This window comes from Brevibacterium aurantiacum (assembly GCF_900169065.1).
In the GTDB taxonomy this organism is placed as follows: Bacteria; Actinomycetota; Actinomycetes; order Actinomycetales; family Brevibacteriaceae; genus Brevibacterium; species Brevibacterium aurantiacum.
Genome location: NZ_FXZB01000046.1, coordinates 1 through 12,559, shown reverse-complemented (window position 1 = coordinate 12,559; position 12,559 = coordinate 1). Strand labels below are relative to the sequence as shown.

At 61.9% G+C, this 12,559-nt stretch carries 12 protein-coding genes and 1 pseudogene; 4 read left to right on the top strand and 9 right to left on the bottom strand.

What is annotated here, in order from left to right:
- The 4 genes and pseudogenes from BAUR9175_RS19825 to BAUR9175_RS18715 all read left to right on the top strand — a co-directional run.
- Window positions 1-111 (top strand): annotated as a pseudogene (locus BAUR9175_RS19825) (IS5/IS1182 family transposase); the annotation flags it as partial.
- A 93-nt stretch (window positions 112-204) separates the two neighbouring features.
- Window positions 205-1,710 carry an SDR family oxidoreductase gene (locus tag BAUR9175_RS18725; protein WP_069600788.1) on the top strand — a complete coding sequence of 502 codons (1,506 nt, stop codon included), beginning with the start codon at window positions 205-207 and terminating at the stop codon, window positions 1,708-1,710.
- A gap of 161 nt (window positions 1,711-1,871) precedes the next feature.
- Window positions 1,872-2,771, top strand: a complete 900-nt coding sequence (locus tag BAUR9175_RS18720) for a squalene/phytoene synthase family protein (protein ID WP_083248824.1) — start codon at window positions 1,872-1,874, stop codon at window positions 2,769-2,771.
- Window positions 2,768-4,354, top strand: coding sequence for a phytoene desaturase (locus tag BAUR9175_RS18715; RefSeq protein WP_069600786.1), 1,587 nt, complete (start codon window positions 2,768-2,770; stop codon window positions 4,352-4,354). Before BAUR9175_RS18720 ends, BAUR9175_RS18715 begins: the two co-directional genes overlap by 4 nt.
- A gap of 26 nt (window positions 4,355-4,380) precedes the next feature.
- On the opposite strand, the gene BAUR9175_RS18710 is transcribed toward BAUR9175_RS18715, so the two are convergent.
- From BAUR9175_RS18710 to idi, 9 genes are all read right to left on the bottom strand, one after another.
- On the bottom strand, window positions 4,381-5,193 hold the full coding sequence (locus BAUR9175_RS18710; RefSeq protein ID WP_101584933.1) for an SDR family oxidoreductase: 813 nt from the start codon (window positions 5,191-5,193) through the stop codon (window positions 4,381-4,383).
- Window positions 5,194-5,259: 66 nt separating this feature from the next.
- The gene (locus BAUR9175_RS18705; protein ID WP_096146403.1) at window positions 5,260-6,723 is read right to left on the bottom strand and encodes a cryptochrome/photolyase family protein; all 1,464 of its coding nucleotides are present in this window, start codon (window positions 6,721-6,723) and stop codon (window positions 5,260-5,262) included.
- On the bottom strand, window positions 6,723-7,241 hold the full coding sequence (locus BAUR9175_RS18700; protein WP_101584931.1) for a TspO/MBR family protein: 519 nt from the start codon (window positions 7,239-7,241) through the stop codon (window positions 6,723-6,725). Before BAUR9175_RS18700 ends, BAUR9175_RS18705 begins: the two co-directional genes overlap by 1 nt.
- 46 nt (window positions 7,242-7,287) lie before the next feature.
- Entirely contained in the window at window positions 7,288-8,841 is a 1,554-nt protein-coding gene (locus BAUR9175_RS18695; protein ID WP_069600782.1) for an FAD-dependent oxidoreductase, read from the bottom strand.
- Window positions 8,838-9,161: a lycopene beta-cyclase subunit beta CrtYd gene (gene crtYd, locus BAUR9175_RS18690; protein WP_069600781.1), complete on the bottom strand. Its 324-nt coding sequence runs from the start codon at window positions 9,159-9,161 to the stop codon at window positions 8,838-8,840. The genes BAUR9175_RS18695 and crtYd overlap by 4 nt, the downstream gene beginning before the upstream one ends.
- Complete coding sequence (gene crtYc / locus BAUR9175_RS18685) at window positions 9,151-9,528, bottom strand: lycopene beta-cyclase subunit alpha (protein WP_101584929.1); 378 nt, start codon at window positions 9,526-9,528, stop codon at window positions 9,151-9,153. The genes crtYd and crtYc overlap by 11 nt, the downstream gene beginning before the upstream one ends.
- The gene (locus BAUR9175_RS18680; protein WP_101584937.1) at window positions 9,525-10,739 is read right to left on the bottom strand and encodes a cytochrome P450; all 1,215 of its coding nucleotides are present in this window, start codon (window positions 10,737-10,739) and stop codon (window positions 9,525-9,527) included. Before BAUR9175_RS18680 ends, crtYc begins: the two co-directional genes overlap by 4 nt.
- Before the next feature lie 11 nt (window positions 10,740-10,750).
- Window positions 10,751-11,815: a polyprenyl synthetase family protein gene (locus BAUR9175_RS18675; RefSeq protein ID WP_164743199.1), complete on the bottom strand. Its 1,065-nt coding sequence runs from the start codon at window positions 11,813-11,815 to the stop codon at window positions 10,751-10,753.
- The gene (idi, locus tag BAUR9175_RS18670) at window positions 11,808-12,350 is read right to left on the bottom strand and encodes an isopentenyl-diphosphate Delta-isomerase (RefSeq protein ID WP_101584935.1); all 543 of its coding nucleotides are present in this window, start codon (window positions 12,348-12,350) and stop codon (window positions 11,808-11,810) included. The genes BAUR9175_RS18675 and idi overlap by 8 nt, the downstream gene beginning before the upstream one ends.
- Window positions 12,351-12,559: the final 209 nt, after the last annotated feature.

Here is a 12,559-nt window from a genome sequence, read left to right as displayed (position 1 = left end):
TTTGCCTACGTCAAGCAATGGCGGGGGTTAGCGACGAGATACGACAAGCTCGCCATCACCTATCGAGCGGCCGTCGTGATCAGCGCGATCCTGACATGGCTCCGCCAATAAAGGAGACATGCCCTAGTTCACGTGTGCAGTGCCGCAGTGGGTTAGTCTTGCATCACTGCAGTTCCGAGCATGATGACTCCTAAGGATTCGCGCATGGCACAATCTCATCCCGAAACCATCGTCCCCTCCCCACATCCTCGAACCGTGCTCGTGCTGGGGGCTACCGGTTACATCGGGGGACGGCTCGTCCCTCGTCTGCTCCAGGCCGGTCACCGAGTTCGTGTTGCCGTGAGGACACCGCAGAAGCTCGAGCAGGTGCCATGGGTGGATCAGGTCGAGGTCCATCGTGTTGATCTTGACGATGGGGACGGTCTCGTCGAGGCCGCCACCGGGGTCGACGTCATCCATCATCTCGTTCACTCGATGGGCTCGGGGCACGACTTCGAGAAGAAGGAGGCGGCGACGGCCCGTCGGGTCGCCGAGGCGGCCGAGGCTGCCGGGGTTCGACGCATCGTCTACCTCGGCGGGCTCCATCCCGACAAGGCGGACCTGTCCATGCACATGAGATCTCGGGCTCATGTCGGACGTATTCTCCTCGACTCGCCAGTGCCGACGATTGCGTTTCAGGCGGGCATCATCATCGGGTCGGGATCGGCTTCCTTTGAAATGGTTCGTCACCTCGCCATGACGCTGAGGCTGATGCCTGCACCGAATTGGGTCAACAACCGTGTCGAACCCCTGGCCGTGCGTGATGTCCTCTACTACCTACTCAAGGCCGTCGACCTCGATGAAGACGTCAACCGCGCCTTCGATATCGGATCACATGATGTCCACAAATACGCGGACATCATGAAGAGGTTCGGTGCAATTGCTGGCCTCAAACCCCGGCATGTCCTCGTCCTGCCGTTGCCTGCTCCGACCTTGTCGGGCATCTGGGTCGGTCTCGTCACCCCGTTGCCATTCACGTTGACCCTGCCGCTCGTCCAATCGCTGCAGGAGAACGCTGTGACCAAGGACAGCGACATCGACGAGGTCATTCCCCCTCCCCCCGATGGTCTGCTCGGCTACGAACAGTCCGTGCGCCTGGCCCTCCAGCGTGAAGCCGAGGGTGCTGTCGACACCAATTGGGCCGCCGTGGCTGGAGGACTCGACCAGGCGGCGAAGCCCTTGCCCAATGATCCCGATTGGGCAGGAGCACGCGTTTTCACCGATGATCGGACACTGCATTTTCCTGATCTGACTCCTGGACAGCTCTGGCCGGTCATTGAAGGCATTGGTGGGAAAAATGGTTGGTACTCGTGGCCGTTGGCATGGCGGGTACGGGGAGTATGGGACAAGATCGTCGGCGGTGCCGGCCTCAACCGTGGACGGCGACTACCGGACCGTCTTCGAGTCGGCGACCCCGTTGACTGGTGGCGAGTCGAAGAGCTTGAGTCGGGGCATCGCCTGCTGCTGAGAGCAGAAATGCGGGTATCTGGTAGGGCATGGCTTGAATTCACCATCAGCAAGGCCGGGGGTGGCAGCGACTTGAGGCAAAGGGCGATCTTCATTCCCAAGGGCATTCGCGGCCAGCTGTATTGGGCGTTTGTCTCGCCCTTCCACAGGTTCATCTTTCCAGCCATGGCGAAGAACATCGCTCGGGCTGCAGAAAAGCCCTGACAATCAAGGTCGCAAGCTGTTTCGTTAGCTAAGCTAGCAGTTATGTTCTTCACACGCAGCCGCTGCAGCGCCAGTGGTGTCAATGATGTCTCGACTCGCCTTGCCCACATTCGCTTCAACGCCGCCATGGCAGGATCAGAGTCGGTCGGAGGTGCTGCGCGGTGAGCAGCTCACCTGCCTACGACGTCTTCAGCCGAACGGCGCAACAGGCAGCCAAGGCCGTCATCTCGAACTATTCGACATCGTTCGGACTGGCTACCCGGCTGCTCGGACCTTCTCACCGTCATCACATCCGCAATATCTACGCTCTCGTCCGAATCGCCGATGAGATCGTTGACGGTCTTGCCGCCGATGCGGGCCTCGACACGAGCGAGCAGCATGAGATGCTCGAGAACTTCGTCGCCGCGACTCGCGCTGGACTCAGACATGGCGTCAGCGACAACCTCATCATCCACTCCTTCGCCCAGACCGCGAACGCGACGGGAATCACCGGCGATCTCATCGAACCTTTCTTCGCCTCGATGAGAGCGGACCTGGAAACCCCCAGTGAGCCTTTCGCCCCGGTCCGCGGGTTCGATCAGGACGAACACCGGGCCTACGTCTACGGCTCCGCCGAGGTGGTCGGTCTCATGTGCCTCAAGGTCTTCCTGTGTGGTCAATCCCGAACACCGGCCCAGATCGAGGAGCTCGAATACGGTGCCCGTCAGCTTGGAGCCGCATTCCAGAACATCAACTTCCTCCGCGACTTAGCCGACGACAGTCTGCGACTTGGCCGCAGCTACCTCACCGCTGAAACCCGACTCACCCAGACCGAGAAAAGCGCATGGGTGACGACGATTCGCCAGCAGCTGACCAACGCCGACGACACGATTGCACTGCTGCCAAAAGATGCCAGAGCCGCGGTGAGAAGTGCCGCGGCACTCTTCACCGCACTCAACGACAAGATCGCAGACATCCCCGTCGACCGTCTCTATCGGGAGCGTGTGCGCATCCCAAACGCCCTCAAAGCTCAACTCACGGCGAAAGCGCTGCTGGCCACGGCGAAGGAGAACAGAGCATGACTGAGCGCATCGGCGTCATCGGCGGAGGTGCGGCAGGACTGGCTACGGCAGCACTGTTGGCACGTGAGGGCCACAGCGTCGATCTCTTTGAACAGAACTCAACTCTGGGCGGGCGGATCGGTTCGATCGAAGAAGACGGCTACCGATTCGACACAGGACCATCGTGGTATCTGATGCCGGAGGTCTACGAACACTTCTTCAACCTTCTCGGTACGACGGCGGCCAACGAGCTCGACCTGCGCACACTCGATCCTGCCTACACCGTGTTCAGTCCCGCTTCGCAGGCTCGGCGGGAACAGTCGGTCACGATTCCTCACGGCACGGCCGAGATCATCGACACCTTCGAGCGAATCGAACGCGGCAGCGGGGCCACCTTGGCCAAATATCTGGACTCGGCCAAGGCCACCAAAGACTTAGCGATCGACTACTTCCTGTACAACCCCTTCACCTCCCCGAAATCGATTCTCAGGGCAGAGCTGCTCACCGCGCTCCCCGCGCTGGCTCGGCTGTTGACCACCTCTCTGGAACGCCACGCCTCTCGCTCATTCCACCATCCGGTGCTGAGGCAGATCCTCCAGTACCCGGCCATCTTCCTTGGCACCGACCCGAGGAAGGCGCCGGCCCTCTATCACTTGATGAGTGCCCTCGACCTCAGCGATGGAGTGCTGTACCCGATGGGAGGGTTCAGGACCATCGTCGATGCTCTGACCCGACTTGTCGAGGAATCAGGGGTGCGAGTGCGCACCGACTCCACCGTCACACACATATCCACCGTGTCAGAAAGTGGCCGACGACGATCTGCCAACGGCATCGCATGGAAGGATCAAGACGGTCGCGAACACTTTCACGACTGTGACATCGTCGTCTCCGCCGCTGACCTCCACCACACGGAGACGCAGCTCTTGGGCGAGGGTGAACGCAGCTACCCCGAGAGCTGGTGGCAGAAGGTGACAAGCGGGCCAGGCGCCGTCCTGGTCTTTCTCGGAGTCGAAGGCGAAGTCCCACAGCTTCCCCACCACTCATTGTTCTTCACCGAAGACTGGTCGACGAACTTCGACGACATCTTCGGGTCGCAGCAGAAGATCTCCTCTCCGGCGTCGGCATATGTGTGCAAACCCAGTCACACCGATCCGAACGTGGCGCCATTCGACTGCGAGAATCTCTTCATTCTCATCCCGGTGCCGGCAGATGCAGGACTCGGGGCGGGGGGAGACGACGGGCAGGGGGATCCGCGAATCGAGCGTGCAGCCGACCAGGCCATCGACCAGATCGCTGAATGGGCCGACATCCCCGACCTGAGAGATCGGATCAGATTCCGCCGCACATTGGGGCCGACGGATTTCTCCAGCAACTACAATTCGTGGCTGGGAGGGATGCTCGGACCAGCTCACACCTTGCGCCAGAGCGCAATGTTCCGCCAGCAGAATGCCTCCAAAAAGGTGGATGGACTCTACTACGCAGGTGCGACGACGGCGCCGGGGGTGGGCGTGCCGATGTGTCTGATCAGCGCTGAGCTGGTCCTCAAACACATTCGGGGGGATTCGAGTCCGGGACCGCTGCCGGTCACAGACACACGGGAGTAAAGACCGACTGTCAGTCGATGACCGGCTTATGCTCCGGTGCGCAGCTGATGAGAATATCCCTCTCGGTACGTTGGAAATTCCAAGGATCCGAGGAACTCGTGGAATCGGGTGTTCTCGAGTCTCTTACCCTCTGTGGGTTCCGCGGAGAGGTCTGGCGGAGGCGAGACGTTGAGCTCGGATGCCAGAAATTCGACGACTTCGCCCAGCTGCACGGGGCACGAGTCCACGGCGTGCATCAGCCGTGGAGCATCAGAGCTGAAGAGAAGAGCCTCGAGCGCCCGGACCAGATCGGCATGGTGGATGCGGTTGGTCCACCGTCGGTAGTTCACAGGCCGACCCGAGCGGACCCCCTCGATGAGTCGAGCATTCTCCCGCCCGTAGATGCCTGCTGCCCGAATGATCAACGCAGACGCGAAGGTGTCCCTGATGAGATTCTCGGTCTCCCAGAGAGTACGGGCGGGACTCGAGTCAGGGCGGGGTTGGGAGTATTCATTCGCAACAGCGCCCGGCGATGCACTCCCGAGGACTCGAGTCGAGGACAGGAGGATCACACGCTCAGGCGTGGATTCCAGGACACCGATCAGGCCCTGAACCCCGCGCAGATACGTCTGTTCATAACCGTCATCGGTGTACTCATCGGGGGTGAGAGTGATCACCACTGCATCGATGTCATCGATTTTGACCGTGCCGGGCCGGGTGAGATCGACCGCGAAGGGAGTGAACGAGGCGGGAAGTGACTCAGTATGTCGCCGCAGTCCGATGACCTCATGACCCTTGCGCACCAGATTCAGGCCCAAACGGGTTCCGAGATCTCCGCATCCTGCCAGCAGTACTCTCATGTTCGACTTGCCATCCTGTCGTCGTCGTGTGTGAGCCGGGGAACCTGTTTCCTTTGGTTCACCATGTCAGGACTCCCCGGGGTTGTCGCGGGTTGTGGACCTGTTCTTCATGTGGTCGTAGGCACTCAGGGCTGCCTGCCGTGATTGCCTGAGATCGACGAGGGGAGGCGGAGCTGTCGCCGGAGTGTAGGGGAGCCAGTCCTCGATGTAGGCGTCGTCGGGGTCGAAGCGTTCGCGTTGTCGCTCCGGGTTGAAGACTCGGAAATACGGCGCGGCATCGGCACCGCTTCCGGCGACCCACTGCCATGAGACCGGGTTGTTGGCTTCATCGGCGTCGACGAGGGTGTCCCAGAACCACTGTTCTCCAAACCACCAATGCTGGAGGAGATTCTTGGTCAGGAAGCTTGCCGTGACCATGCGGACCCGATTGTGCATCCACCCGGTCTGCCACAGCTGTGCCATTCCCGCATCGATGAGCGGATACCCGGTGGTCCCCGCTCTCCAGTGGGTGAGAGCATCGTCATCATCTTCGTAGGGAAAGTTGTGGAACTCGGGTCTGATCGGCGCAGAGTCGATGTGGGGATAGTGGTAGGTCAGGTGCCAGGAGAACTCTCGCCAGTAGAGTTGACGGATCCATGCCGCGCGGTCGTCCTGGGTGAGCGAACTGGTCGTCCGAGCGGCCTGGAGCAGCTGTCGCGGGGACAGTTCTCCGTGCCGCAGCCTGGGCGAGAGCCGCGAGGTGCTCGCCGCGTCAGAGGGCACATCCTTGCTGGTGGTGTAGCCGTCGATGATCGCGGACAGGTCATCGAGCTGGTCTTCAGCCGCGCGCAGGCCCGGCGACCAGTGGCCGGCGATGGTGTCCTGCCACCAGCGGGGGCCTGAGGCTGCGGCGGCTTCACCCGCTCCTGTCTCTGTGCCGTCGAGGAGTCCCAGCCCGTCGAGTTCCATCACCGCCGGGCACTCATGCGCTCTGCTGAGCAGTGTCTGGCTCAGCGGTGATTGTGCCTGCGGCTTCGGCAGCACGTCACCGACATCGCGTCCGGCAACGGCCTTCCAGAACGGGGTGAAGACCTTGTAGTGGTCACTGCTCTGCGGGGCAGCCGTCCACGGTTCGACGAGGAGGGCTCCGGTGTGGGAATGGACCGTGAAGCCCTGATCGTTGAGCACAGTCTTGATCTGGCCGTCGAGAGCACGGGAAGCGGATGCGTAGCGGCGCGTCCAGCGAACAGCGGTGACGCCGAGGCTGCTGGCCAGCTGCACAATGATCTTTTCCGCCCGGCCCGCGGCGAAGAGCAGAGGAATGCCGAGGTCGGAGAGCTCCTCGTGGAGCACGGTCAGCGATTCGTGTGCCCACCACCGGCAAGCTCCGCCCAAGGGCCTGGGCCCCAGACCCTCCTCGTCGCGGGTCTCACGGATCCAGACGGCGATGACGCGTCCATCGGCACGCGCCGCGGTGAGGGCCTCATGGTCGGCCACCCGCAGATCGTCACGAAACCACACCAGAGTGAGGTCCTCACCGCTTGTGCTCATCAGCGACCTGCTGTCCGGGTGCAACTCAGAGATCGAGGCATCTCATCTGGATTGAGTCTGAGGATCTCTCCATTGAGAACAGTCGCGAACCCCACCCAGGTCGCATAGGGGGTGAGCATGAGCGCTGCAGTCTTGTCGACGGCAGCCGCCTTCCTCAGCAGCCTCAGCGTCGAGGCCTCTAGGATCAGGGAGTCGACCAGCGACGCATCCGGGCGACGGGCGGAGAAGAACAGCCAGCTCCATGCGACATTGACCGCCATGTTCGCGCCCAACTCGCCCAGGTAGGCGCGGCGGTCCCGGCTGTTGGGCAGGCGCGTGAGCACCCGTCCGGAGGCGACTGCCGTCAACGTGTACAGGGTCGACCATGCGGGTCCGAAGACCCAGCCCGGGGGCTGCCACGCCGGTGTGGTGACACTTTTGTACCAGTCGGAGTCGACTCTCGTCCCGAATGCCCCGATTCCTGCTGCCGCAGCGCACATGGCGGCCGGAAGGAGATAGCGTTTCCACGGAGCTTTCATGGGTTCCTCTCGATGATTCGCAGTGATGGTCTTCGACGGGGCATGGTCATCGACGTCTCCTGATGAGCCCGAGCACTCCACGCCGAAGCAGGCCTCGGGTCGGTGGCGACCACAGGTCCGTCCCCTCGACCCTCCAGGTAGAGAGCAGGTGGTTGGCGGCCAGATAACCAGTCGTGGCGGCACGTTCCATCAAGGCCACAGGGGTATTGCAGCGCACATAGTCTCCGGCGACCACCAGCCCGGGGATCGGGGTGGACGGCTCGGGCCTGTCCTCCCACGGGCGGGTGTCAGTAAGACCGCAGTCCGCTTCGATGAGCAGCTCCTGGTCAACGATGGTCAGGGCTGCGGTTTCGGGGTAGACGTGATGCAGATCTGACAGAAGCCGCGCAACGATGTCCGCCCTCCCACGCTCGGTGTCGTATGAATCGCCTTCAAGGGCATAAGCGTGGAGTTCGAGGACCGAACCGTGGTGGGATTCGGACCACGCTCTGGCTCCGGCCTCGAAGCGCTCAAGTACGGACACGTTGTCAAGGAGGTCGTACCCGCTTGTCCCCAGGAAGGCCGGTCGGTGGTCGGCCACGGGCGTGCCGAGCCACAGTCGCAGCACTGCGAACGCGGGAGCGTTGGTCTGTGAGCCGATCGTCTCCATCCACCGTTGGGCCGCGGGTGCGCTGTCCACGAGCGAGTCATGGCTTGCGCTGAGCAGATCGCGGGCAGCGGCAGGATCGACTGCGAGCACGACGGCATCACTTTCCAGGTTCGCCTCTCCGGTCGTGGTCGTCCATCCGGACTCGGTGGGATCGATCGAGGTCACGGTCGTCCCCGTCTCGATCGTGACCCCCAGTGACTCGAGGTAGCCGCCCAACGGTGCCCATAGAGCTGTGTCGTAGTCATCGACGGGGACGTCGAAGAGCAGCCCTTCCGCTGAACCGGTGAAGTAGGTGTGGAACATGGCCACGAGCTCACCCGCAGAGAACTCTGTCGGGTCGGCGAAGAAGGAGCGGGCGAAGACTTCGAGCGCCAGATGGCGGGCTTCGTCGGGAAAGCGCAACCGGTCGAGGAAGTCGGCGGCAGATTCGCCGTCATAGTAGCTGTACGTTGCGGGGAACTCGACGTCGATGAGTTCGACTGCGGCAGCGATATCGACGTCGCGGAGTCCTCTGATCGGGAAGGTGGGGCTCTGCCAGACGAAACCGAGGAGATTGAACGGCGGGGTGCGGGGAATTGAGGCGAACGTGTCCATCGAGCCTCGGCGATGGATGAGCGGGTAGTCGTCGACGGGCCGCAGGCATTCACCTTCGGGATCTGCGCGGCTGAGCAGGTCGCGCAGGTTGTAGTACTGCCGGAAGAAGGCGTGGAATCCTCGGCTCATGGTCCGTTCGTCGTCGACCGGCCAGGCGCCCACTCGGCCGCCGAGGTAGTCGGTCTTCTCGATGACCGTGACCTCGGCGCCGTGTTCGGCCAAAATCGCGGCTGCAGCCAGTCCGGCGATGCCGGCGCCGATGATGGTGACCCGTTTGGGTCGAAGCAGTCGCGGCCGTCCCTGCGGGCCCTGGATTCTCTCGGCGAAGCGATCTCTGGGCCGGCGTCTCTGTGTCATTGGGTGTCCTTACGCGATCGGTTGAGTTGCCACTGCCACAGCATGAGCACAGATGTGATCATGGCGAACCCGAAACCGAAGTCTTCGATCGGGATGTCCCAGGGGAAACGCACGTTCAGAAACTGCGACGGGTTGTACCTGACGATGGGATCACTGAGTTTGGTCAGCCACCCATCGACCAGGCACTGGAAGGCCAGACAGATGGCCAGCGCTGCCCAGTACTGGCCTCGTCGGAAGATCCCGCTGCGGAAGACGAAGATCTCAAGACCGATGACGATGACGATGCCGACCACCGTCATGACAGTATATTCAGGCAACATCGCCTCCGTCCTTCCGGTTCCCGGACTTTCTGCCAGCCCTGGTTCCGGACTTCTTGGCCACGAATTTGAGTACAGTGCCGACCGCTTCGTAGCTGAGCAGGGCGCAGATCGGAATGACTATGAAGAAGACAAGCTCCTCCAGCGGCAGGTTGCCGATGTGAATGCCGGTGACGAACTGCTGGTTGTACGTCCAATGGTCTCGGTCAATTGCAATGATGTCCCAGAGGGAGAAGACGAGGATGATCGGGATGAGAGATCCGATGAGGAGCTTTGGGCGACGGTAGACCCGGGCGGAGAACAGCAGTTCGAGAGGAAGCGTAATCAGCAGACAGGCGCCCATCAGCAGCAGGTATTCGAAGGCGCTCATGTTGTCATTCTCGTTGTGACAGGGCGTGATCTCGTCATCAGACTCAGGTCCAAGCCACGCAGACGGTATCCTTCAATGACGTTGTCCCAGCTGATGGTGGGCTCCCGAAGGATGCGTGGGCGAGTAGCCAGGACCTTGTGCAGAAGGGCATCGGTTTCGTAGAGAGCCAATGGTTGACCCGGGCACGTGTGGGCTCCGTCGCTGAAGCTCAGCCCTGTCGCGGCGCTTCCCCGTCTCAGGTCGCGCCCAGGGATGACCGTCTCCGGGGCTGCCCCCATCGCCTGCGGGTCGGTGTTGGTCTGTCTCACGCACACATCGATCAGGTCGCCTTCGGGGATGGTGTAGGGGCAGCCGTTGTCTGAGACTTCGATGTCGGCTTGGGCCCGCCGGTAGAGGTGGCCGACGACTGGGTCGAGGCGGATGATCTCTTCGAGGATCTCCAGGCGGGTGGGCTGCGAGGCTTCGGTGTAGCGACGGCCAAGCTCGTCGTTCGTCAGCAGATGCCAGCATGCCATGGTGATGAATTCGCGAGTGGTCACCATGCCGGCTGTGCCGTAGGTTACGCATTCGACCAGGATGTCAGCGGTGCTGTAACCGGCGGACAGCAGATGCGAGAGCACATCGTCGCGGCGTCGGTCGCGCCGGGCGCGAATCGCCGGGCGCACATCGCTGATGTAGAACCGGCCGATGGGCACGAGGCCGTTGACGGCCGCCTGGATCCATTGGCGACGCGTTCGGCCCATCGCGGGGGCGGCGAGGTCGACAGGTGGCTGTCTGAAGAACCCGACGAGACGCTTGGCCATCGCGTCGATGGGGGAGTCCGTGAGGCCCACGATTTCGGCTGTGACTTCGACCGAATAGTTCAGAGCTGCCTCGTCGAGGCGCAGTCGACCGTTTGCGAGGGCGGAGTCGACGAGGGCTTGAGCACGCTTGTTGATGAAATCCCCGTACTTCGCAGACACCACGGCGGGGGCGAAGTAGCGGGCGACTTCTCTGCGCTGTACATCGTGATCGTCGCCGTCGGAGATCAGTATGGGGTGTTGCCGAAAGTACCCGCGCGGGATCTTTTCGGCGGTGAACCCTGCCTGAGTAGTCTGATGACGCGCACGCAGCACAGTTGTGGCGGCCTCGTAGGAGCGTATCCTCCACATGGTTCCGTCGTGGCCGACTCGGGGTTCGGTCTCATCATGTGTCCCCACCGCCTTTCGCATGCTCACCGAGTTCATGCGGTGCGTGAGCTGGCGTCGGAGGTCAGTTGGATCAGCTGGTTGCTCAACGCTGGCGGGAGGGCCGCCTCGCCGATGAGCCGATACAGGTTCTCGCAGCGCTGGGTGATCATTGATTCGACGAACACGAGTGCTCCTGATTCCTCGATGACTTTCCGCAGCCGATCACCATCGGCGTTGCTCAGCATCCTATCCCCGAAGAGGGTGTGAACCTCTGGCCAGGACGGATCGGAGCGAGCGAACGTGATCAAGAGGGTCTCCTTGCCCTCACGGAGGTCACTGACATTGGATTTCCCCGTCTCCCGTTCGTCACCGAACAGTCCGAGGACATCGTCGCGCAGCTGGTAGATCACACCGATCTGCCGGGAGATGTTCGCCAAATCGTCAATGAGGCCACTGTCGGCACCTGCCAGCACGGCCGCGATGAGCAGCGGTGCTTGAAACGAATACACTGCGGTCTTCTGATCGACCATGGCCAGGACGTCTGGAGAGTTCGCCCCTTCGAGATGCAGGCTCAACCACACATCGGAGTGTTCACCGGCGGCACTCTCAACGACTGTGTCATCGAAGATGTCGAGGATGGCCCGTCGTTTGGTGTCCTCGATGTCGAGGCGGGCGAGGAGCGAATGGGAGAGGGTGAGGATGAGATCACCGCCAAGAATCGATGTTGCGATGCCCCACGCATTGGCATCGCGTCGCAGCGCGCCGCGCGACATGGCTTCGGACGCGAACTCCCCGGAGATCGTCGCTTCACCGCGACGGATCGTGTCATTGTCGATCACGTCATCGTGGATGACGAGGGCGATGTGCAGCAGCTGCATGGCACAGGCTGCGTCGACGGCGGCATGTTCGTCTCTGCCGCCCAGGGCCGCGTGCGCGTCGAGCAGCATTCGTGGCCGGATCAGCTTTCCGCCCGTGGCCATGTGTGTGAGTGAGTCCCAGAGCTGTCCGTATTGTGCAGAGACGGTGCGAGACCGCTTCCGTGCCTCCGCGAGCACTTGTGCGAGCCGGTCCTCGAACGAGAATGCGATGTCACCGATGGGAGTGGCCGAGTCAGTCATCGTCTTCAGCTTCGACGATGTGTTCGGCAATGAGCGGCTGGAGCTCAGTGAAGTGTTCGACCAGCCAAGGGCTGAAAGCCCAGGGAGCCGCATCGATCGCCGACTTCAGTTCTGAAGAGCTCGTCCACTGAGCCTCAGCTACCTCGGCGGGGTTCGGTGTCAGTGACGATACGGCTCGGGCGATGAAGACAGGGCAGTGCTCGTTCTCTTCGATTCCCGAAGCATCACGGGCCACGTAGCTGAAATTGGGGATGGCGCAGGTGATGTGGTCGATGCTCAGACCGAGTTCGAACTCGGCGCGTCGGCTGACTGCGTCCTCAAGCGTTTCACCGGGGGCAGGGTGACCGCAGAAGGAATTCGTCCAGACTCCAGGCCATGTCCGCTTCTTGAGCGCGCGCCGTGTGACCAGGAGGCGACCCTGTTCGTCGACGACGTGACACGAGAACGCCAAGTGTCGAGGAGTTGACTGGCCATGGACATCGGCCTTGCTCTGGACGCCGATAGGATCACCCGCGTGGTCGACGAGAACAACCATTTCCATTGATGGACACCACTTTCGTTAGCCAGGCGAGAGTTCAATCTAGCATAGCAACGGTATTCTGTGTTCGTGTCAACCGTCGACGTGCCTCAGCTATTTTGAGCGCGTAGAACCAGGCGGTGCCTCAAAGACTTTGAGCGCGAACTCCCAACAAACGGGAGCAGGCTTGCCCTATGGAAGGCAAGATCCCGATGACCGCCAGACGC